General features: G+C 67.0%; 10 protein-coding genes and 1 pseudogene. 4 read left to right on the top strand and 7 right to left on the bottom strand.

The features are described from left to right. Window positions 1-59 precede the first annotated feature (59 nt). Entirely contained in the window at window positions 60-857 is a 798-nt protein-coding gene (locus tag CKW46_RS15785; protein ID WP_020729244.1) for a ketosteroid isomerase family protein, read from the bottom strand. Continuing rightward, on the bottom strand, window positions 857-1,417 hold the full coding sequence (locus tag CKW46_RS15780) for an isochorismatase family protein (protein ID WP_041300310.1): 561 nt from the start codon (window positions 1,415-1,417) through the stop codon (window positions 857-859). Before CKW46_RS15780 ends, CKW46_RS15785 begins: the two co-directional genes overlap by 1 nt. A 95-nt stretch (window positions 1,418-1,512) precedes the next feature. Between CKW46_RS15780 and CKW46_RS15775 the strand changes: the two genes are divergently transcribed. Next, on the top strand, window positions 1,513-2,328 hold the full coding sequence (locus tag CKW46_RS15775) for a DoxX family protein (protein ID WP_482053349.1): 816 nt from the start codon (window positions 1,513-1,515) through the stop codon (window positions 2,326-2,328). Here CKW46_RS15775 and CKW46_RS15770 read toward each other — a convergent pair. From CKW46_RS15770 to CKW46_RS15760, 3 genes are read right to left on the bottom strand one after another with little or no spacing between them, the layout of a single operon-like run. Beyond that, window positions 2,325-2,840, bottom strand: coding sequence for a gluconokinase (locus CKW46_RS15770; protein ID WP_020725481.1), 516 nt, complete (start codon window positions 2,838-2,840; stop codon window positions 2,325-2,327). The genes CKW46_RS15775 and CKW46_RS15770 overlap by 4 nt on opposite strands. Then, window positions 2,837-4,837 (bottom strand): DUF7064 domain-containing protein, encoded by a 2,001-nt coding sequence (locus CKW46_RS15765; RefSeq protein ID WP_482053422.1) that lies wholly within the window; start codon window positions 4,835-4,837, stop codon window positions 2,837-2,839. The genes CKW46_RS15770 and CKW46_RS15765 overlap by 4 nt, the downstream gene beginning before the upstream one ends. A 5-nt stretch (window positions 4,838-4,842) precedes the next feature. Next, window positions 4,843-6,348 carry a carboxylesterase/lipase family protein gene (locus tag CKW46_RS15760; RefSeq protein ID WP_015355713.1) on the bottom strand — a complete coding sequence of 502 codons (1,506 nt, stop codon included), beginning with the start codon at window positions 6,346-6,348 and terminating at the stop codon, window positions 4,843-4,845. Between the two features lie 78 nt (window positions 6,349-6,426). Between CKW46_RS15760 and CKW46_RS15755 the strand changes: the two genes are divergently transcribed. From CKW46_RS15755 to CKW46_RS15745, 3 genes are all read left to right on the top strand, one after another. Continuing rightward, window positions 6,427-7,107, top strand: a complete 681-nt coding sequence (locus tag CKW46_RS15755; RefSeq protein WP_012394711.1) for a hypothetical protein — start codon at window positions 6,427-6,429, stop codon at window positions 7,105-7,107. A 329-nt stretch (window positions 7,108-7,436) separates the two neighbouring features. Next, window positions 7,437-7,754: a S41 family peptidase gene (locus CKW46_RS15750; RefSeq protein WP_015355712.1), complete on the top strand. Its 318-nt coding sequence runs from the start codon at window positions 7,437-7,439 to the stop codon at window positions 7,752-7,754. A 3-nt stretch (window positions 7,755-7,757) separates the two neighbouring features. Then, window positions 7,758-8,621 (top strand): bestrophin family protein, encoded by an 864-nt coding sequence (locus CKW46_RS15745; protein WP_117435941.1) that lies wholly within the window; start codon window positions 7,758-7,760, stop codon window positions 8,619-8,621. A 141-nt stretch (window positions 8,622-8,762) separates the two neighbouring features. Here the strand turns inward: CKW46_RS15745 and CKW46_RS15740 are convergent, their stop codons facing one another. Beyond that, a complete protein-coding gene (locus CKW46_RS15740; RefSeq protein ID WP_482053348.1) occupies window positions 8,763-11,423 on the bottom strand; it encodes a sugar epimerase family protein in 2,661 nt (886 codons plus the stop codon). A gap of 72 nt (window positions 11,424-11,495) precedes the next feature. After that, window positions 11,496-24,058: pseudogene (locus tag CKW46_RS15735) on the bottom strand (type I polyketide synthase). Window positions 24,059-24,215: the final 157 nt, after the last annotated feature.

Here is a 24,215-nt window from a genome sequence, read left to right as displayed (position 1 = left end):
GCTCCAACGCCGACGGTATCTAGGTCCTTAGTACCCGCGTTGCGCCGGATTGGCCGCGATCAGCTCGGGAAGTAGCGGACTCGGTGGATTTCATTGCCTCGCCAGGGCAACTCGGCGAACATGATGCCCCGCCCGTGATCAGTGACAACTGACACCGTGACGGTGGACCCGGATCCGATCATCTTCGACCAGGTGGCCCGACGAAGCTGCTCGATGAGTTCAGCCAGCTCCAGCACATCGTCGTCGCCCAAAGTTATTGTGGCCGTGTCCGAGAGGGTCCGCGTTGCGGCCTGGCTGTCGCCACGAACGACGGCGTCGAGGAAGGTCGACACCAGCGCTTGGTGACGCGCACCCGACCGCCGGAATCCGGTCATGAAACCCGCGGTCCCGCGCAACCCCTGATTGCCCAGTAAACCCCGGGAGAGCATGAGTGCGGGCTTGGCTACCTGCGCTCCCCCGCGCAGGAACTGCAGCATCATCGCCGGCAGGTCCCAATACGCCCGCAGCACGGCGATCTTCCATTCGTCGCTGGCCTTTCGCAGGTCGTAGCGAAGAAAGGCGGGGACGAACATCGTGACGCCCGCAGCCATTGCCACCTCGAGTTCGACATCGCGCAGTACCACCGTGCCGCAGACGATGTCGAGGTCCCGGTGGAACTTGATGTCTCGTGGACCGATGAACGTGTCGAAGAACCGGCCGATCTGTTCATGCCCCACGTGTGGCATCGACCCCACTGGGTCTTCGACGCGGCCGTCGCTGGTGAACAGACTCACCCAGCCGGCGCGATCGTGGGCCGCGGCGGCCCGTGGCGACCGCTCGACGGCGGCCAGGAGATCGTCGCGCTTGGGTAGGGCCATTACCGGCTCCCGACCAACGCGACCCCGGCGGTGCGCATCCCGGCCAGCGCCACCTCGGTTGTCTCGGCCGAAATGCCCGCGGTCAGGTCCAGCAGCACCCGGGTAGCGAAGCCGGCCCGAGCCGCGCCTTCGGCGGTCTGACGCACGCAGTGGTCGGTGGCAACACCAACCACGTCGACCGCATCGATACTTCGCTGTCGCAGCCAGTCCTCCAGCGTCGTGCCGTGGTGATCCACACCCTCGAATCCGCTGTAGGCAGCGCAGTAGGCGCCCTTTCGGAACACCGCCTCAATCGGGGCGACGTCCAGATCCGGACAGAACTGGGCGCCGGTACTGCCGGCACGACAGTGCGGCGGCCATGACGACGAGTAATCCGGGCAATCCGAGAAGTGAGCACCAGGATCGATGTGAAAGTCCTGGGTGGCCACCACGCGGTCATATCCGGGGCTACCAGCCAGATAGTCGTTGATCGCGCGTGCCACGAGGTCAGCGTTTTGCACTGGCAGCGCGCCGCCGGCGCAGAAATCGTTCTGCAGATCGACGATGATCAACGCTCGCACAGCGTCCACCATATCGCCAGCGGGACGTGGTCACCGTGCGGCGGGACAAACCGGCCGTGGGTTTGTTCGCCGGCACAGCGGGTAATACGAGAATCATGTTGATCCGCAGAATCGCACGACCCATGCTGTCGGCGGCGTTCATCGGCCAGGGCGTCGAGTCGCTGCTGAACCCCAAGCCGGCGGCGCAGGCCGCCGCACCCGCGGTGGCGGGTTTGCGCACCCTGCCGGAACCGATGGGCAGCCGCGTCCCGGCGGATCCCGAAACCGTCGCCCAGATCAACGCCGCCGTTCAGATCGGCGGTGGCCTGCTCCTGGCCACGGGCCGGTTGCCGCGCCTGGTCTCCGCTGCGCTGGCCTTGACGGTGGTACCGGGAAACCTTGGCGCCCAAATGTTTTGGAACGAGCCAGACCCGGACCGCAAAGCCCAGAAGCGACGGGAATTCCTCACTGACGTAAGCCTGCTCGGCGGACTGATCATCGCGTCCGCCGACACCGCGGGCAAGCCGTCATTGGCCTGGCGGGGCCGGCGGGCCGCCGAGAAGTTGTCCGGCGCGGTGTCTTCGGCTCTGCCGGGATCCGACGACATGCGGCTGGAGTCCGAGTTGGGCGACAAGATCGTGCATGGCATACAGGCGGGAGCCGAGCGCGGCCGCGAGCTGGCCAGCACCGCAGCGGAGAAGAGCGCCCCCTATGCGGAAGCCGCGCTGGAACGCGGCAGGGAGCTGGCAAGCACCGCAGCGGAGAAAGGTGCCCCGCTGGCCGAGGCGGCACGCAGGCGGGGCGAGCGCCTAGCCCACAGCGCCCGCGTTCGCGGGGCTGAACTTGCCGAGACCGCACGCCACCAAGGCACCCAGCTCGCCGACACCGCGCGTGCGCGGGTCGAGGCCCCGGTTAGGGGCCGTCGGCACTAGCCACTAGCCAGGAACGCCTCGACGATCGAATCGACATCGCCGCCCACACCGTCGATGTCCACGGTTACACCTCGCTCGTCGTCACCGAGCGGCTCCAATGTGTCCAGTTGGGAGCGCAGCAGGGTGGCCGGCATGAAGTGATCCGACCTGGCGGCCAAACGGCGGCCGATCAGTTCTGCGGAGCCGCTCAGATGGAGAAACTCAACCTGCGGACAGTTCTCCCGCAACGCGTCGCGGTACCGGCGCGCCAGCGCCGAACAGCTGATCACGCCCCCGCCGGGATGGTCGGCCAACCACCGCCCGACCCGCCGCAACCAGGGGCGGCGATCATCGTCGTCAAGGGGCTTGCCGGCGGCCATCTTCGTGACGTTGGCCTGCGAATGCAGCGTGTCAGCCTCCGTGAACGGCACCCCCAAACGCTGTGCCAGCGCCGCCCCTACCGTCGACTTGCCTGCCCCGCAAACACCCATCACCACGATCGGTGACGGTTTCGGCGACCGGTGGACGCTCACACCTGGTTGCGGTTCCATTCCATCCATCCGACGCCGCTGCGACCATCCGTGGTGGCCACAGCGACCCACGCGCGCGGGAAATGGCTCACGCGCCCGTCGGAGGCACTCAGGCGTACCGGCGCGTGGGCACGTACGTCGACTTTCGCCGTGATATCACCCGGTTTCAGACTCAACGTCGTGTTCTGCGGTAAGCCGTTGCCGCCGAACGCTTCCCGAAAGTTCACGGCCTGCAGCTCGGTGAGGTTCCCGCCGGAATCCTGAACGTAGCCAACGCTGAAGGCGGGAGTGCCCGGCAGCTGGATGTTCACCCCGTGCAGGTGGGTTCCGTCGTCGAGATGCAGCGCACTCCACATCCAGTCCATGCTCCACCAGTCGCGCACACCCCAGGAATGGTCACGCTGTCCGGGGACCGCATCGACGCGATAGTGCGTCCTGTCGACGGTCACGGTACCCGCTACCGTGCAAGGGATCTCGTAACGCGACGTCAGCCGGTATTGGTAGGGGACTCCGTTGGTTGTCCAGACCAGGTTCATCGTTACCTCGACCGGATCCCCGGGCTCCCCGCGCAGCAACGCTGACGGGTCCTCGTATGCCTGGCCTCGCGCCCGCAACTCCACCGCATAGGTCTGCAGCGGTGCCGTGGCATGGTGGCGCAGCTCAATATCACCGGTTCGCACCGCCCACGGGTCATCGGGTAGCGCGACCTCGATGTCGGCAACCGCCACGGTCGCCATGTCGGGCCCGCACAGCAACGCGTGTACCCACGCCTTCTGCTGGTTCGCTATTCGGCCGAGACGAAACCAGCCGCCCAAACCCTGTGCGGCATCGCCGAAATCGGCGTACCAGCTTTCACTCCAGAGCGGCTCATCGGTGGGCTCGTGCGCCATTTCGTCTTGCTCACCCGGGCACAACGGTTCCGGCGGTGCCGCATCCGGCAGCGTGGCCAGGGCGTCGGTGTCCAGAACGTCTTCGCAGTGGCGGTGCAGCATCGTCATGAACAGCCGATCGCCCCGGTCGGTCCGTTCCACCAGCATCGATGACACGATCGCCATCATCACGCCGAAAAAGCTCTGCCGCCGTACCTCGTCGGCGACTTGCTCGAGCGTGATCGGCGCTTCCGGGCCCAACGCATCGTGATAGGTCCGCAGCAGGTCGTCGTAGTGCGCGCGCCGCTCATTCGGTTGCAGGGCACAGCCCAGGAAGTAGGCCAGATCTGTCAGAGCCGGGCCCCAAGATACGGTCTGCCAGTCCACCACTGTCAACGGCCGCTCGGCACCGGCGGCACCGAAAAGCAGGTTGTCCAAACGGTAGTCACCGTGCACCAAGCCCTGGATTGCGCCTCGGGAGGACTCCTGAGCCAGGTAGCCGTCGAACGCCGCCACCAACCGTTCACACACCATGCGACTGCGTGGGTCGATCTGCTCGCCGTAGCGGTCGAGGAACCCCGCGTACAGCCCGCTGACCATGGCTTGGTTCAGCGGCGAATCACGGTTGAGCCATGGCGCTTCGGCCAGTGCCGCGTCACCGAGCAGCGGACCGTGCAGCCGCCCCAGCTGACTGACCGCGAGCTGTGCCTGTGCGACCGTGGCACCGGCAATATCGTCGCCGACCAGCGCTGGCCCCGCATCACCGAACAACAGGTCGAATGCGCCCGTTTGGGCGTCGACGGCGGCGTGATAGCACGGCGCTATCGGCCCACCCAGACGCGGCGCCACTTCGGCGTAGAAGCGAACTTCGCGTTCGTAGAGCCCCAGCGCCTGGCCGTTCTGGCGGCTCATCGGATCGGTGGCCGCGACCTTGAGCACCACCGACGACGGACCGCCGGGCACCGCGTAGGTGAGCTGGACGCGGTAGCACTCGCTCATCTGGCCGGTGCCGATCCGCTCGACGGTGAATTCGGTGACGTCCCCGGCGCCGATCTTTTCGGTCAGCCACGACGCGGTGAGGTCGCCGGGTTCTTCGATGATGCCCGCGTTCTGGTGGCCCTCGTCGTTCATGACGTTCACCGCGCCAGCGAGAAGCCGTCCCACGCCAGCCTGCGGTGCTGGTGCGGATCGATCTCGACGCGACTCTTGCGGTCGATCACCATGACAGCACGGCGGGTGTGCGTGTAAGCCGGCCAGTCCTCGCCGGGCGTACCGGTCTGGCTGAACGAGCGCCAGCGCCGGATCACCTCGTCGCTGACCCGCAACGCGTGTCTGCGGTCGGCGGCGGCGGTCAGAAGCGCGCCGAACCTGGTTCGATAGATGTCGAAGACGGCGAACAACTCGGTCGCATGCGTGGCCCCGAACCCGGACCAGCGCAATGTCCGTGGCGCGTAGTCATAGCGATAGAGGTACGTGGGAGCGTGCGCTCCTTGGGCTTCGGCGATCTGCCAGGCCGCGGCGTTGAATGCGAAATCACCGCCCAGCTGTATGCAGGCAGCGGACTCCGGATAGTTCGGGTAGGCCGCGGTGATGCGTTCACGGGTAGCCGGTTCGGTGTCGGCGAGCAACTCGTCGATCATCGCCTTGTTGGTCGGCAGCATTTTGAGGAACCGGGTGAACAGGCGGCCCTCGTCGGCGTTGGTGCCGACGATGAGCGGCACTTTGTGTGATTGCCCGGCGCGCATGGCCTCGACGGGGTCCAGCGGCAGGCAGTCATCACCGAAGGTTGGGCCGATTGGGAAGGCGCCCAAGCGTTTCTGCATGCCCTGATCGATCAGCCGGTGCTGGGTTTGCACCAGTTGAGCCGCGGTTGCCCGCATCAGCGCGCTGGCGGCGTCGTGCTTGCGCGCACCGAGCAGTCGGGCAAAGCGTGTCGCGAATTCGGCCGCGATTTCCCGCGGACGCACCATACCGGCGGCCGGACTCTCCGAGATCGCGCGGGCGAAAAGACCTTTGGCCGCCGGAACCGCCAGCAGCGTGGCGGTGATATGCGCGCCCGCGCTTTCCCCGAAGATGGTGACGTTGTCCGGATCACCACCGAACTCCGCGATGTTGTCCTGGATCCACTGCAATGCCATCACCAGGTCGCGCAGGTACAGGTTACCGTCGATGGCGATGTCCGGTGTCGACAGCGAAGACAGATCCAGACACCCGAGCGCGCCCAGCCGATAGTTGACCGAAACATAGACGCAGCCTCGCCTCGCCAGTGCCGCGCCGTCATATATCGGAGTCGCCGAGCTGCCCAGGATGTAGCCCCCACCGTGGATGAAGACCATGACCGGCAGCGGTCGATGCGTGGGGGCTTCGGGTGCGACGACGTTGAGGGTCAGGCAGTCTTCGCTCATCGGCTGGTATTTGCCCAGGCCGAGCATGGTGTAGCGGCGCTGCTGAGGCGAGCAGTGAGTGAACCCATGACAGTGGCGGACACCCGACCAGGGCTGCGGGGGCCGCGGCGCGCGGAACCGGAGCGGGCCGATCGGAGCCCGCGCGTAGGGGATGGACCGCCAGCGGTGCACGCCGTCGCGAGTGAAGCCTTCAACGACGCCGGTGGCCGTGCGGGCGCGGACGGTGCGCTCATGCATAACCCGACGTTAGCGGACCCGAAACGCACACGGCGTGCGTACCACTTAAAATCCCCTCAGGGCGGCTAGCCTGACGGGATGCGAATCGCCGCGCTAGTCGCAGTACCGTTGCTGGTTGCCGGGTGCGCACATGACGTCGACAGCGACTCGGGTCGTTCGCAGACCAGCACCCCGGCGACGCCGAGCAGTAGCGTTTCTTCCTCGACAAGCAAACTTCCCACAGCGTCGAAGGTGCCGTCGGCCGGGGCGCCGATCTCCGAGGTCATTGCCTGGATAGAGGCTGGTCACGCCGCTGATCCGGCGCGCTATCACAGTGTGACGCGAGAGGATGTCACCACCGAGCTCGGCGACGATATCGCATTCAGCGCCCAAGGCGGCAAAGTGTCCTGCCTGACCGACACCAAGCACACCGGTGACGCGATGGCCTGCCTGGTCAGCCTGACCAACCCGTCTCCCCCACCCCCCACCGCCTACGGCGAATGGAAGGGCGGCTGGGTCGATTTTGACGGCACCAACTTGCGGGTCGGGGCCTCCCGAGGCGACCCGGGACCGTTCACCAACGGCAACGGGCCCGAGTTGGCCAACGGCGACTCGCTGTCGTTCGGCGACTACCGTTGCCGAGCCGATCAGGCCGGCGTTTTTTGCGTCAACTACGCCCATCAGTCCGCCATTGGGCTCAGCAGCGCCGGCGTCGAGCCGTTCGGCTGCCTGCGGTCGGTACCGCCACCCGACGGTGTGGGCGCCGCGTTCAGCTGCTGAGGCGTGCCCGTCGGCTGCTATGCCTCGGTGATATCCAGTGCAATGGGAAGGCAGCCCCCCTTTGGCGGGCCACGCGGTGGGGCCGATGACTTGCCCGACTGTGGCGGGTTTGTAGAGATGTCAACAGATTTCACCTCGCGGTCTGGCCCGCATCGGCCAGCTACGGTTGACGTCGTCAGCTACTCTGCGCAGTCCGGGTGCCGGGGCGTGATTATCGAGGATGCTTCACCGGCGGCGGGCAGGCAGCCGCTCAGGTACTCGACTTCGGCTGCCGCCGGTGGATGAACTACTGACGCACCCACCATGGCCATGACACCATCACGCCCGTCATGGGCGTTACATTCCACAAGCTGGCGCCGTTGGTCGGCACCCGCACCCGGGGCAGGCTGGTGGGCATCCTCGGATTTCCGCTGCTAAGGATGGCGGTTCGCTCACCGCTGCCAATCTCGCCTTGCGCAACACGTCCGGCGCCGCTGACCTGGAAGCAAAGTGTTGCGCCAGACATCGAAATCTGGAAGCATCCGGCGGCGGTGCGGCAGGGGCATGATCCGCAGTTGGAGCGCGCCGCAACCGTCGCCATGGAAGCCCTCACCAAGAACCCAGCGCCCGCGCCTGCAGAGCCCGTCTATCCCAACTACGCGAAGTAGATCATGATCGAATACGACTCGCACAAATGGCTGGACCACTTTTTTGACATCCGCGGCTCGCTGGTCCGGGAGATCAGCGGTCGCGTCTCCCTATGCGTCGCGTGGTCGGCGGCGGTTGTCACCTTTCACAACTATGTCGCGCCGGTCGGCATGCCGTTCCAGCTGCACACCCTGATGGGCCTCGCTCTCGGTCTCCTTCTGGTTTTCCGCACCAACTCCAGCTACGACCGTTTCTGGGAGGGGCGCAAGCTATGGGGAGGCATCGTGAATGCAACACGCAACCTCGTCCGGAGCGCCAGCGTATACATCACCGGAGATCCCGCGCTGGTGGCCCGACTTACCCGATGGACAGCCGTCTTTCCCTGGGCGGCCATGCACAGCCTGCGCGGTACCAAAGGCCTCGGGCCACAAATCGCCGAACTTCCGCCCGCCGAGGCGCAGGAGGTGATCGACGCCCAGCATCCGCCTCTCGCTGTCGCCGGCAACATGTCCGATTGCCTCCGGGAGGCGCGCGAGCGCGGCCTGATCTCCGACATCATGCTCACCTCGATGGACCAGAACATTCAGCTCCTGGTCGACTACCTCGGCGGCTGCGAACGAATTCGCAAGACGCCGATGCCCTTCGCCTACGCCGTGCACCTGCGCCGGGCGCTTGTACTCTATTGCTTCACCCTCCCCTTCGCCATGGTCGAGACCTTCGGCTGGACGACCATTGTCGACGTCCTCATCATCGCCTACACATTCTTCGGCATCGAGGAAATCGCCGTCGAGATCGAAAGCCCCTTCGCGAATGACGCGAACGACCTCCCGCTCGAGGACATCTGCGAAACCATCCACAAGAACGTCTACGCCCAGGCGGGCATCTAGCAGCTCGCGTGCCCGAGGGGCTTCAACGCATGGCCCGCCGGGCCCGCTGGCAGGTCAACAACGAGCGCATCCGCCAGCTCGGGCGCGAGGAGGGGCTACGGGTTAGCGCCCGGGTGATTTCTGTGGCTACTAACTCGCCGACTAGGCCAAATCAGCGGGATCGCTCTGCGTAACCGATGAATCGCCTTCGGCCGCCAGCTCGAGCACTTGGATCTCCCCGGTGGTGCCGTCGACCTCGATGAGCGCGCCCGGCGGCAAGAACCGGGTGGCGCCCTGGGCGTCCACCACACAGGGGAACCCGAACTCGCGGGCCACCACAGCCGCATGCGACATGGGGCCACCCAGTTCGGTGACGACGGCCGCCGCGTAGCAGAAGGCAGCCGTGTAGCCGACGTCGGTGACCTCGGCGACCAGAATTTCGCCCGGCTCTAGTTCATCGATGGTCTCCGGACGCACGATCCGCACCCGGCCACGCACCCGCCCGCCGCAGACGCCGACTCCGCGCAAGGTGCCCCCGGCCGTTAGCGCCGCCGCCGAGGCGGTCGACGGCTCCCACTTCCCACTGAACACCGTGGGTGGGACGACGGCGGTCAGCCTGCGTTGTTCTGCGCGGCGCCGGGCCACCAACTCGGCCACGTCCGCGGGCAGTGCGTCGAGTTCGTCGACCAAGAGGTAGAAGACATCGTCGGAGGCGTGCAGCACGCCGGCTTCGGCCAGCCGGCGCCCATGCTCGCGCAGCAGGGCGCGCAGCACCCAGATCGCGCGAACCATCTTGTCTCGGCGCGCTTCCCGGTCACGCAGTTGGCGTGCGGCCAGCACCGCGATCGGCTTGGCCTGCAATGGTATCGACGGCTGCGGCGATTGCGGCACCGAGGAGGTGCTCAATGTCTTGGCCACCATGCCGACCAACAATTCCGGGTTGTCGGCGTAGCTGGTCGACATCATCTCGACTTCCGCCGGCCCACGGTGCCCAATCAGCGAAAGCTCTTGGCGCACTGCATCGTAGAAGTGCGGCGCCGCCACCGCCAGCTTGCCGAGGCGGTCCCCGGGTTCGGACAGCAGCCGAATCACGGCTTCGTCGTGGCGCGCCGCGTCCACCAGGCGCTGTACCGCTTCCACCGAACGGGCGCTGACCAGTTCGGGCCCCGCGGCCGGGGCGGTGTCGCGGCCGCTCACGGCGCGCAACAGCACGTTGAATGCGGCACAGAGCATGAAGGAACCCGAAGCCAGCACCCAGCCGTGCACCACGTGGTCGCGGGCCAGCAGAATCAGGCTCAGCAGGCGCCGATCGTCAAGCGTGGTGACATCGCCCCCGACAAGCTGCTCCAGGCGGTCGACATCGGCGATGAAATCGTTGGTGTCCAAGGCCGAACCGGCGCTCAGGCCGACCAGGTTGACGCCGAATACGCCGATATTGCGGACGGTGCGCAGTTGCCGGCGCACGAAGCTGGATTCTGCCGGTGGGAGTTCCTCGCCGAAAATGGGCAGCGAGCCCATGCTCGGGCCGAAGAACCCGCTGTTGCTGACGATCATCGCCGGCTTGGCGAATGGCACTGTTTCGGCCATGAAGTGCGCCGATGTGATGGCCCCGTAAAGCCGATGGGCGAACACCGCGACGGTGCGCATTGCGATCTCGCGCTGAATCACTCCACCTGGCCGCAACCGTTCGGCAATACCGACGCCGCCCGCACGCAGGCCACGCACGGTGACCGATGCCGATGAAGGCGAGAACGGACCGGGCAACGCTTCGGACAGATTGGTGGCCAGAAACGTCGGGAAACGCGGATCGATAGGTGTGTCGAACTCCCCGTTGACACCTTCCGGGCCTGCCAGCCGGGGAACCACACCGTCTTGCGCGGGAGCGTCAACGGCGGGCAGGTCCTGGATGTTGGCGAGTCGCCAGGGCAGCGATACCACCCGTCTGCCCAACGAGACTCGGCCACGCACGGCCAGCGCGAAGTCCTCGACGGACCCCTCGGCGGTGAAGGCCGGCTGGAACTTCCATTCATCGTGCAACCGCGCGGTGTCCATCACGGGAACGCCTTGCACCAATTGGAATTCGGCGACCGACCCAATACGGCGAAGCGCCGCGCCGACCGGCAGGATGGGGCGTCGCAGTGCCGTGGCGATCTCGCGCAACGTGGGTAGCCCCGGGGCGGCGAGATTGACCGGACCGGTGCCCGCACCGACGTCCGATACCGCGCGCGTCAGCAGCCGAAGTACGTCGTCGAGGTGCACCACCTGCAGTACGTCATCTGCCGAACCGTCGGGGAACGCCGGCAGAGCAAACAACCGGCGCACCCAGTTGTCGATGTTGCGCCCGACGATGAGCGCCGAACGCACGGCAACCCATTGCGCGCCGGACTCCTGCAGCATCTGCTCGACGCCCGCCTTGTGCCGCCCCTCGGCCGAAGCTGGCGCCACCGCACCGTGTTCGGTGGCCGGCATCGGCAGACCCGGCCGGTAGACGTGGGGGGAGCTGGGGAACACGATGCGGCCGGTACCGCAGGCTGCCATCGCATCCAAGACGTTGCGGGTTCCGCCGATGTTGATCTGCTGGCTGATCCGGCCGTCCGGACCCGGGTTCCGGGCCCATGCGCAGTGGGCGACCACGTCCGCGCCCGTGATTGCGCGCCGGACCGCGGCCGCGTCGCGGATATCGCCGGCAACGAAGTCGGCCTGACTCGGCCAGCTGTCGGGCCGCCGGCGCGACATCCCGACGACTTCGTGGCCCTGGCTGAGCAATCGGGAGGCCAGGCCACGGCCCAGCACCCCACCGGCCCCGGTGACCGCGACCCTCACTGAGTTTCCTCGCTAGTGAGCACCGCTCCTCCTCATTGCTTTACTCTGCACCCCTGCGGGTGCGGCTCATGTCTACTCGTCGTCGTTCATGAACGCCGCGTTGACCAGGGCGTCGAGGTCCATGTCCGCTAGATCTTCCTCGCTGGTCTCCGCGGTCACCGCGGCCTGCCCATTGCCGCCGGTCTCATTTGCCAACGCGAGCAACAGTTCCAGCACCCCGGCTTGGCGCAGGCGCTTGACCGGAATCGAGGCGACCACCCGCTGCAGTTCGGCTTCCCCGGGTGCCTCGGCCGTGGTGTCGCTTTGCGGCGACGCGCCGACCAGTTCCCGGTGCATGTAACCGGCCAACGCGGCGGAGTTGGGGTAGTCGAAGATGAGCGTGGGCGAAAGCGCCAGCCCCGTCGCCGACTTGAGTCGGTTGCGCATCTCGACCGCGGTCAGCGAATCGAAGCCAAGTTCCTGGAAGGCACGGTCCGGGTCGATCGCGTCCGGGCTGGAGTTGCCCAGCACTGTCGCGATGTGGGAGCGCACCAAGTTCAGCAAGATGGCGTGCTGCTCATCTTCGGGCAGTCCTTCGAGGCGTTGCAGCAGAGCCGATTTCGACTTCGCCGCGGCCAGGGAATCATCGACCTGACGTCGAGTGGGCGCGTTGATCAGATCAACGAACATCGGCGGCAGGGTCCCGCCGTCGAACTTCACCCGCAATGCGGCAAAGTCGATGTGGGCGGGCAACATGAATGGTTCGCCGAGGACCATTGCGGCGTCGAGCAATCCGAGCGCTTCATCGGAGGACATGGCCACGATGCCGTCTCGGGCGAACCGCTTGAAGTCGACCGCTGCCAATCCGCCGGTCATGTTGCTGGCCTGATCCCACAGACCCCACCCCAGCGAAATCGCCGGCAGGCCGTGCGCTTGCCGGTGTACGGCCAGCCCATCCAGGAACGAGTTGGCGGCCGCGTAGTTGCCCTGGCCCGACGAACCCACCAGGCCGGCCATCGACGAAAACATCACAAACGCGGACAAATCCATGTCGCGGGTGAGCTCATGCAGGTTCCACGCCGCATCCACCTTTGCCCGCAGCACCATTTCCATGCGCTCGGGCGTCAGCGAGGTGACCACCGCGTCATCCAGCGCCCCAGCGGTGTGAATCACGGCGGACAGCGGGTGCTGCACCGGAATCTCGGCAATCAGCTTGGCCAGCGCCGCCCGGTCGGCGGCGTCACAGGCGACCACCTGGACTTGGGCGCCAAAGGCGCTCAACTCCTCGGCCAGCTCTGCGGCCCCCGGAGCGTCCGGACCACGCCGACTGACCAGGACCAACTGACGCACCCCGTGGTGAGCCACCACATGGCGGGCCAGCGCCGAGCCGGCCATCCCGGTGCCACCGGTGATGAGTACCGTGCCTGCCGCCCACGCGTCGGGCATGGTCAACACGACCTTGCCGACATGGCGGGCCTGGCTCAGGTAGCGCAAGGCCGCCGGCGCGCGCCGCACGTCAAATGTCGTCACCGGAAGAGGCCGCAGCACATCCTCGCTGAACAGCGCGGCGTGCTCGGCGAGGATCTGCGCGATGTGATCCGGCCCCGCCTCGAAGAGGTCGAAGGCCCGGTATCGCACACCGGTGTGCTGCTGGGCGACCACCGCGGCCTCGCGGATGTCGGTCTTGCCCATCTCCAAGAAGACACCGCCGGGGGCAACCAGCCGTAGCGACGCGTCGACGAATTCGCCCGCCAACGAGTCGAGCACCACGTCCATGCCGCGCCCGCCGGTGGCCGCCCGGAACTTGTCCTCGAATTCCAGGCTGCGTGAGTCACCGATGTGGTCCTCGTCAAAGCCCATGGCCCGCAACGTATCCCACTTGCCCTTGCTGGCCGTGGCGAATACCTCGAGACCCCAGTGCCGGGCCAGCTGCACGGCCGCCATGCCGACGCCACCGGTGGCCGCGTGCACCAGGATCCGCTGTCCGGGCTGCACCGAGGCCAAGTCCCGCAGCGCGTAGAAGGCGGTGGCGAACACGACCGAGGTGGTGGCGGCCGCGGTGTCAGACCAACCCGCGGGGATCTTGACCAGCAGTCGGTGGTCGGTAATGGCGATTGTCCCGGTGCCCTCCGGGAACAGACCCACGACCCGGTCGCCCACCGCGAAACGCCAGTCTGGCGAGGCGGTTTCGACGACGACGCCGGCGCCTTCCACGCCCATCGCCGCGTCCGGGTCGGGGTAGAGACCCAGCGCGATCATGACGTCGCGGAAGTTTGCGGCCATCGCCGACAAGGCGACCCGAACGTGCCCCGGTTGCAGCGCGGCATCAGCATCGGGAATCGTTTCCAGGCGCAGGTTTTCGAACGTGCCCGCGGTGCTCATACCCAAGCGCCACGGGCCATCACCCGGTGGCACCAGCAGGCCGGCAACCGCGCGGCTGCCGTGTACCCGCGCGGTGTACACCTCGCCGTTGCGCCACAGCACCTGCGGCTCGCCGGCGGCCAACACCGCCGCTACAGCATGTTCGTCAAGTTGCGCATCGGTGTCGACCAACACGATTCGACCGGGGTGCTCGGTCTGTGCCGAGCGCACCAATCCCCATACCGCCGAGCCTGCCAGATCGGTGACATCCTCGTCCGGCAGCGCCACCGCGCCGCGCGTGGTGATGACCAATTGCCCTACCCCATCACGGGACAGCCAGGATCGCAGCACCTCGAGCACGGCGGCGGTGGCCGCATACACACCCGCCACCACCTCACCGGCCTGAGGCACGGACTCGAACACCACCGAGGCCCCGGGGTCGTCATCGCCTTCGGACTCCACTGCGCCCCAGATACGTACCGGCACAGGCTGCAATTCGGCCGAGGGCTGCGCCGTCCAATCCACCCCGAACAGGCGATCGGGTCCGGCCCCTGATACCGCAGCCCGCAGCTGCTGATCGGTCACTGGCCTTGCCAGCATCGACGCAACCGAGAGCACCGGTAGTCCTAGCCCATCGGACAATTCGATCGAGACCGCGGATGGCCCCGCGGGCGCAATGCGCGCCCGAACCGCCGAGGCTCCCGCGGCATGCAGCGTCACGCCCTGCCAGGCGAACGGAACCAGGACCGAACCCTCGGGGACCCCGAAATCGTCGGCGCCATCGGAAGCCAGTATCACGGCGTGCAACGCGGCGTCCAGCATCACCGGATGAATACCGAAGCCGGACACCGATACCCCGGCGTCGGCGGACAAGGCAACCTCGGCGAACACTTCGTCGCCGCGACGCCACATCGCATTCAGGCCACGGAACGCCGGGCCGTAGCCGTACCCGCGTTCGGCCAACTGCTGGTATCCGTCGGCGTTTTCCACCTCGACGGCGCCGACCGGCGGCCACGTCGACAGATCGGTGGCCGGCTCCGGCGAACCAGAACCCAGCGAGCCCTCGGCGTGCAGTACCCAGTCCGAGCCGGCGTCGCCACGCGAGTACACCGACACCGCGCGGGCACCGGAGTCATCGGGGCTACCGACTACCACCTGTACCGCGACCGAGCCCCCGGACGGCAGTACCAGCGGTGCGGCCAGCGTCAGTTCGTCGACCACTCGACAGCCCACCTCGTCGCCGGCGCGAATGGCCAGCTCGACGAAGCCGGCACCCGGGAAGATCACCACACCGCCGACGGCGTGGTCGGCCAGCCAGCCCTGCGCCGCAAGCGACAAGCGGCCGGTGAGCACCACTCCGCCCGATGCGGGGAGCTCCACCACCGCGCCCAGCAGTGCGTGTTCGCCGGCCTGCAGCCCCAAGCCGGCCGCGTCGGCGGCAACTGCATCCCCCGAGAGCCAGAACCGTCGCCGCTCGAAGGCATAGGTCGGCAACTCCACAAAGTGGGACTGCCCCACCACGGCTCGCCAGTCCACGGCGGTGCCGGCGACAAATACCCCTGCCACGGCGCTCACCAGGCTCACCGGCTCCGGTCGATCCTTGCGCAGCGCGGAGGCCGTGGCCACCGGGTTGGTCACCGCAGCATCGGAGAGCACCTCTTCGATCAATGCGGTAAGACCGCTGCTGGGACCCACTTCCAGGAATCGGGCGGCACCGGCTGACTGCGCGAAGCGGATGCTGTCGGCGAATCGCACCGCATCCCGGACGTGACGCTTCCAGTAGGCCGCCGAGCCGAAGTCCTCTCCGGCCAGCTGCCCGGTCAGGTTGGAAATGATCCCGATGGTGGGCGCATTGACCGTGAGTTCACCGGCCACCGTTGCGAATTCGTCGATCATCGGATCCATCAGCGGCGAGTGGAAGGCATGCGAGACGGCTAGCCGGTGCACCCTGCGGCCGTCGGCTCGAAGCTGCTCGGCCACGGCGCTCACCGCGTCCTGGGCGCCCGAAATCACCACCGACGCCGGTCCGTTGATGGCCGCGATGCTGACCTGGGCACCGAGTAGGGGCAGCACTTCCTGTTCGGTTGCCTGCACGGCAATCATCGCGCCACCGTCGGGCAGCGCCTGCATGAGCCGGCCGCGCGCGGCTACCAGCACCGCCGCATTCTCCAGCGACAAGACACCGGCGACGTGGGCGGCCGACAATTCACCGACCGAGTGCCCCATCACGAAATCGGGTCGCACACCCCAGGACTCCAGCAGCCGGTACAACGCGACTTCCACGGCGAACAGCGCCGGCTGGGCGAACTCCGTTGTGTTGAGCAGATTTTCGTCGTGGCCCCAGATGACCTCACGCAGTGGGCGCAACAGATGGCGGTCCAGCTCACCGACAACGGTGTTGAACGCCTCGGCGAAGACCGGGTATCCGGCGTGCAGTCCCATGCCCATTCCCAGCAGCTGGGAGCCTTGGCCGGGGAAGACGAACACCGTCTTACCCGCGGCAGCAGCCACACCCCGAATCACCGAAGCCCCACCGAACTCGTCACCGGCCAACTCATCCAGCCCGGCCAGCAACCCATCCCGATCAGCCCCCAGCACCACCGCACGATGCTCAAAGGTCGACCGACCCGCCAACGACCACCCCACATCAGCAACATCAAGCTCATCGTGAGACCGCACATGCGCCGCCAACCGCGCCGCCTGCGCCCCAACGCCGAACCCGACTTCGCCGACACCACCCACGGCACCACCGGCACCGCACCACCAGAGGACCCACCAACCTCAACCCGAGGAGCAGCCTCCACAATCACATGCGCATTAGTGCCACTGATCCCAAACGACGACACCCCCGCACGCCGAACCCGATCCCCCGCCGACTCAGCCGGCCACGGCTGCGCCTCGGTCAACAACTCCACCGCACCCGCCGACCAATCCACATGCGGAGACGGCACATCCACATGCAACGTCGCAGGCAACACCTCATGGCGCATCGCCTGCACCATCTTGATCACACCCGCAACCCCCGCCGCGGCCTGAGTATGACCCATATTCGATTTGATCGACCCCAACCACAACGCTTTTCCAGCCGCCCCAGCCGACCCACGATCCTGCCCATAGGTCGCCAACAACGCCTGCGCCTCAATCGGATCACCCAACGTGGTCCCAGTCCCATGACCCTCGACCACATCAACCTCAGCCGCACTCAACCCCGCATTGGCCAACGCCGCACGCACCACCCGCTGCTGCGACGGACCATTGGGAGCCGTCAACCCATTGGAGGCCCCATCCTGATTCACCGCCGAACCACGCACCAACGCCAACACCGGATGCCCCAACCGCTGCGCATCCGAAAGCCGCTCCACCACCAACATGCCGCCGCCCTCGGAGAACCCGGTGCCGTCGGCCGCGCCCGCGAAGGCTTTGCAGCGTCCATCCGCTGACAATCCACGCCAACGACTGAATTCAACGAAGATGTCTGGGGTGGCATTGATGGTGACGCCGCCGGCCAGCGCCAGATCACACTCACCGGACCGCAGCGACTGCACCGCCATATGCAACGCCACCAACGACGACGAACACGCCGTATCCACCGACACCGCCGGGCCCTCCAACCCCAGCACATAAGCCACCCGACCCGAAGCCACGCTGGAGAGCTGCCCGGTCAGACGGAAGCCTTCGACGGGTTCGGCAGCGAACATGCCGTAGCCCTGCGTCATCACCCCGGCGAACACACCGGTGGCGCTGCCACGCAAACCGCCCGGCTCAATCCCGGCGCGCTCCAAGGCTTCCCAAGACAGCTCCAGGAACATCCGCTGTTGCGGGTCCATCGCCAGCGCCTCACTGGGCCCAACACCGAAGAAGGCGGGTTCGAAATCACCGACTCGGTCTACGAAACCGCCGGTGCGGGTGTAGCAAGCGCCGGGCACGTCAGGATCCGGGTTGAACAGGCCGGCCAGATCCCAGCCTCGGTCGGCCGGGAAGTCAGACAGCACGTCGCGACGGGCCATCAGCATGTCCCACAGGTCGTCCGGCGACTCGATGCCACCGGGGTAGCGGCATGACATGCCGACGATCGCGATCGGATCGTCACCGGTGACGCGTACGGCCGGGGTGTGCTTGACCTCTTGCGGGGCACCAGCGAGTTCGGCACGAATGTAGTTGGCCAAACCGTTGGGGGTTGGGTAGTCGAAGATCAACGTTGGCGAAAGCGAAAGTCCGGTAACCGTTTTGATCCGGTTACGCATTTCGACGGCGGTCAGCGAGTCAAAGCCCAGCTCCTGGAACGCCTTGTCCGGGTCGATGGCCTCGGGCGTGATGGTGCCCAGCACGGTGGCGATGTGCGACCGCACCAAGTCCAGCACCACGGCGTGCTGCTCGGGCTCCGGCAGTCCGTGCAGGCGATGTGCCAGAGCGGATTTCGATTTCGCCGCGGCCAATGCGTCGTCGACCTGACGCCGGGTCGGAGCGCTGACCAGATCACTGAACATCGGCGGTACCGCCACCGCGTGAGCGCGCAGTGCGGCCAGATCTATCCGGGCCGGAGCCAGGAACGCCTGGTTGACGATGAGGGCGGTGTCGAACAGTTCCATTGCCTCATCGGAGGACAGCGCCAAGACACCCTCACGACCCAGCCGGGCCCGGTCGGCGGCATCCATTCCACCGGTCATATCGCTGGCCTGATCCCACAGGCCCCAGCCCAGCGAAATGGCCGGCAAGCCGTGCGCCCGTCGGTGTGCGGCCAGGCCGTCGACGAACGTGTTGGCCGCCGCATAGTTGGCCTGGCCCGAGGATCCGACCACGCCGGCCATTGACGAAAACATCACGAACGCAGAAAGATCCAGATCACGAGTCAACTCGTGCAGGTTCCACGCGGCATCGACTTTGGCCCGCAGCACCGTGTCGACACGTTCGGGGGTCAGCGAGGAAATCACCGCGTCATCAAGCACACCACCGGCGTGGACCACGGCGGACAGCGGCCGCTGCGCGGGAATTTCGGCGATCACCTTGGCCAGCGCCGGACGGTCGGCCGCGTCACAGGCCACCACCTCGACCTGTGCTCCGGCAGCGCTCAACTCGGCTACCAGCTCGGTAGCCCCCGGTGCGGCGGGGCCCCGCCGGCTGATGAGCACCAGATGGGCCACGCCGTGGTGGGCCACCAGGTGCCGCGCGAGCGCCGAACCCGCCATGCCGGTTCCACCGGTGAACAATACCGTTCCGCCACCAAGCGCACCACCTTGGTCGGCAGGCATGGTCATCACGACCTTGCCGACATGGCGGGCCTGGCTCAGGTAGCGCAACGCCGCCGGCGCGCGCCGCACGTCGAAGGCCGTGACCGGCAGTGGCCGCAGCACGCCGGCGTCAAACAGCCCGGCCAGGTCGAGCATGTACTGGTGCATGCGCGGGCGACCGGGTTCGAACAGGTCGAATGCGCGATAGCGCACACCCGGATATTCCTGGGCGATGACGCCGGGGTCGCGGATGTCGGTCTTGCCCATCTCCAGGAACACCCCGCCAGGGCCCAGCAGGCGCAGCGAAGCATCCACGAATTCGCCGGCCAGCGAGTCCAGCACCACATCCACGCCACGGCCACCGGTGACCTCGCGGAATTTCTCCTCGAATTCCAGGCTGCGCGAATCCGAGATGTGGTCTTCGTCAAAGCCCATGGCCCGCAAGATGTCCCATTTGCCCTTGCTGGCGGTGGCGTACACCTCCAGACCCAGGTTCCGGGCCAACTGCACGGCCGCCATGCCCACCCCGCCGGTGGCGGCGTGGACCAGTACCCGTTGGCCTGGCTGGACATTGGCCAGGTGCACGAACGCGTAGTAAGCGGTGGTGAAAACGGCTGAGATTGCGGCCGCTTCGGCGTAGGACCAGTCGGCGGGCTTGGGCAGCAACAGCCTGACGTCGCCGGCCACCAACGTGCCGCTGCCGTCCGGGAAGAATCCGTATACCGCATCGCCGACCGCGAATTCGGTTACTTCCGGGCCGATTTCGACGACAAAGCCGGCACCTTCGCCGCCGATCAAGGCGTCGTGGGTGAACATGCCCAGCGTGATCATGATGTCGCGGAAGTTGGCGGCGATGGCGCGCATGGCCACCCGCACCTGGCCCGGGCCCAGCGGCGCGCCGGCGTTGGGAACCGGCTCCAGCTGCAGATTCTCGAAGGTGCCCGCGCTGCTCAGCCCCAACCGCCACGGCCCGTCGACAGGCGGCACCAGGATGCCGTCTGCGGCGCGGCTGGCGTGCACCCGCGCCGTGTAGGGCTGCCCGTTGCGCAGCACTACTTGTGGCTCACCGACCGCCAGGGCCGTCGCTACCGCCGCAGCGTCGACCGCAGCGTCGGAATCAACCAGGACCAGCCGGCCTGGGTTCTCGGTCTGCGCCGAGCGCACCAATCCCCATACCGCCGCGCCGGCCAGATCGGTGACGTCCTCGCCGGCCAGCGCCATGGCGCCCCGGGTGGCCACCACCAGCACGCCCGAATCATGTTCGGTCAGCCACGACTGCACAGCCGCCAGCGCCTGATGGGTGCGCTGATAGGTCCCGCTGAGCGGATCGCCTTCAGCCGCAACGGATTCAAAGAGTTCATAGGCGGGTGCCGCATCGGTGGCGGCAACCGTCATCGGCGTCCAGACCACCTCGAACAGCCGGTCTGGACCGGATGCGGACACCACGGCGCGCATCTGCTGCTCGCTTACCGGGCGGGCCGCCATCGCCTTGACCGAAAGCACCGGCAGACCAAGGTCGTCGGCGAGTTCCACCGAGACCGACGAGGGGCCAACCGGCGCGATCCGTACCCGCACCGACGCGGCCCCCGCCGCGTGCAGAGACACGCCCTGCCAGGAGAACGGCAACACCAGGTCCGCGTCGGGATTGGCGATCACCGCGGTGTGCAGCGCGGCATCCAGCAGCGCCGGGTGCACGCCGAAACCTCTGGTAGATCCGGCCGCCTCGGGCAACCGGGCTTCGGCGAACAGCTCCTCGCCACGCGCCCACATCGCAGTCAGTCCACGGAACGCGGGCCCATACCCGTACCCACGTGCATCCAGCCGCTCGTACCCGTCAGCCACGTCGACCGCGATGGCTCCAGCGGGAGGCCAGGCCGACAGGTCGGCCGCGGGCTGGGCGGAGTCGGCGCCCAGGGTTCCCTCGGCGTGGCAGACCCACACCGAGCCGGCGTCGGTGTCGGTGCGGGAGTAGATCGACACGCTGCGCTCCGCCGAATCGGCGGCGGCACCGACGACCACCTGTACCGCAACCGAACCCGATGCCGGGAGTACCAGCGGCGTGCGCAGTGTGAGTTCGTTGACCACCGAGCAGCCGACTTCGTCGCCGGCCCGGATTGCCAGCTCGACAAACCCGGTGCCGGGAAACACCACTACCCCCGACACCGCGTGATCGGCCAGCCAGCCGTGCGCGCCGAGCGCCAAGCGGCCGGTCAACACGACACCGCCCGATTCCGGAAGCTCCACGACAGCGCCCAGCAGCGCATGCCCGCCGGCGCTCAACCTCAGTCCGGATGCGTCGACGCTGACGCCCTCTCCGGAGAGCCAAAAGCGCCGCTTCTCAAAGGCATACGTGGGAAGCTCGACCAGGCCGGCACCGTCGAGCGGGCCGCGCCAGTCCACATTCACGCCGGCAACGAAGGCCGCGGCGGCCGACGCCAGGAATCGCTGCAGCCCACCGTCTTCCCGACCCAAGGTGGGCACGACGATGGGGTCGGCACCGGAATCGGCCGCGCAGTTGCGATAGATGTCCTCGATACCGGCGATCAGCGCGGGGTGCGGGCTGGATTCGATGAAGGTGCGGTATCCGTGGCCACACGCGCTGCGCACGGCCTGGTCGAACTGCACCGTCTGCCGGATGTTGCGGTACCAGTACTCGGCATCCAACTCTGCTGTGTCCAAACGACTTCCGGTCACCGACGAGAAGAACGCGGTCCGCGACGAAAGCGGCTCGATCCCAGCCAGAACTTCGGTCAGCTGGCCTTCGATCGCCTCCACCTCGACCGAGTGCGACGCATAGTCCACATCGATGCGACGGGTACGCAGCTCCCGGTCCGCGCACTGCGCGATCAGCTCCTCGAGCGCTGCCACCTCGCCGGAGACCACTACGGCAGAAGGGCCGTTGATGGCGGCGATGCTGACCCGATCGCCAAAGGGCTCCAACAACTCCCGCGCCTGTTGCTCGCCACAGGCCACCGACACCATGCCGCCCGGTCCGGCCAGTCCGACAAGCAGCTTGCTGCGCAGGGTGACCACCTTGGCGGCATCGCGCAACGACAGCGCACCAGCCACATATGCGGCAGCGATCTCGCCCTGAGAGTGCCCGATGACGGCATCCGGGCGCACCCCGACCGACTTCCACAGTTCGGCCAGCGACACCATCACCGCAAACAGCACCGGCTGCACGACGTCGACCCGGTCAAGCCCGGGTGCCCCCGCAGCGCCGCGGAGCACGTCGAGCAGCGACCAGTCGACGAATTCCGCGAAGGCCTGACCGCATGACTCGATGTGGCGCGCGAATACCGGTGCGGTGTCGAGCAATTCGATACCCATGCCGATCCACTGGGAGCCTTGGCCGGGGAAGACGAACACCGTCTTACCCGCGGCACCAGCCACACCCCGAATCACCGAAGCCCCACCGAACTCGTCACCGGCCAACTCATCCAGCCCGGCCAGCAACCCATCCCGATCAGCCCCCAGCACCACCGCACGATGCTCAAAGGTCGACCGACCCGCCAACGACCACCCCACATCAGCAACATCAAGCTCATCGTGAGACCGCACATGCGCCGCCAACCGCGCCGCCTGCGCCCCCAACGCCGAACCCGACTTCGCCGACACCACCCACGGCACCACCGGCACCGCACCACCAGAGGACCCACCAACCTCAACCCGAGGAGCAGCCTCCACAATCACATGCGCATTAGTGCCACTGATCCCAAACGACGACACCCCCGCACGCCGAACCCGATCCCCCGCCGACTCAGCCGGCCACGGCTGCGCCTCGGTCAACAACTCCACCGCACCCGCCGACCAATCCACATGCGGAGACGGCACATCCACATGCAACGTCGCAGGCAACACCTCATGGCGCATCGCCTGCACCATCTTGATCACACCCGCAACCCCCGCCGCGGCCTGAGTATGACCCATATTCGATTTGATCGACCCCAACCACAACGCTTTTCCAGCCGCCCCAGCCGACCCACGATCCTGCCCATAGGTCGCCAACAACGCCTGCGCCTCAATCGGATCACCCAACGTGGTCCCAGTCCCATGACCCTCGACCACATCAACCTCAGCCGCACTCAACCCCGCATTGGCCAACGCCGCACGCACCACCCGCTGCTGCGACGGACCATTGGGAGCCGTCAACCCATTGGAGGCCCCATCCTGATTCACCGCCGAACCACGCACCAACGCCAACACCGGATGCCCCAACCGCTGCGCATCCGAAAGCCGCTCCACCACCAACATGCCGCCGCCCTCGGACCAGCCGACCCCGTCGGCCGCGCCCGCATAGGCTTTGCTGCGCCCGTCCGGCGCCAGCCCACGATGCCGGCTGAACTCCACGAAGACGGTCGGGGTGGCATTGACGGTGGCACCGCCGGCCAGCGCCAGATCACACTCACCGGACCGCAGCGACTGCACTGCCATATGCAACGCCACCAACGACGACGAACACGCCGTATCCACCGACACCGCCGGGCCCTCCAACCCCAGCACATAAGCCACCCGACCCGAAGCCACGCTGGAGGTCATGCCCGTCAGGCGGTAGCCCTCGATCTCCTCGGCGAACATGCCGTAGCCCTGGACGATCAGTCCGGCGAACACACCGGTGGCGCTGCCGCGCAAGCCGGTCGGATCGATGCCGGAGCGCTCCAGTGCCTCCCAGGACAGCTCCAGCAGCATCCGGTGCTGCGGGTCCATCGCCAGCGCCTCGCTGGGGGCGATACCGAAAAAGCCGGGATCGAAGTCGGCCACGCCGTCGACGAAGCCGCCGGTGCTCGCGTAGGACTTGTGCGGCGTGTCCGGATCCGGGTCGAATAGGTCGGCCAGATCCCACCCGCGGTCGGTGGGAAAGTCCGACATCACGTCGCGGCCCTCGGCCACCATCTGCCACAGGCCTTCGGGGGAATCCACCCCGCCCGGGAAACGGCATGACATTCCGACGATCGCGATCGGCTCACTCGACCGCTCCAGCAGCGCACGATTGGTGCGCTTGAGGCGCTCAACCTGGACCAGCGCTTTGCGCAACGCTTCGGTCGCATGCTGAAGTTGATCAACCATTACTGACCTCGCCTAACCCTCATCTAGCAATTGGTCGTCGACCGCCGGCCCTCGCCGGATCACGGAAGTTGCTGCACGAAGCGATGTCGCTGCATTTTCGACCACCGTCGTGCTGCGTTCCGACCGAAGAATGTCGCTGGTGAGTATCGCCAACTCC

It is taken from the genome of Mycobacterium liflandii, assembly GCF_022354805.1.
Lineage (GTDB): Bacteria > Actinomycetota > Actinomycetes > Mycobacteriales > Mycobacteriaceae > Mycobacterium > Mycobacterium marinum.
Note: the sequence above shows the minus strand (reverse complement) of the source record. Positions and strands in the feature narration are given on the sequence as shown.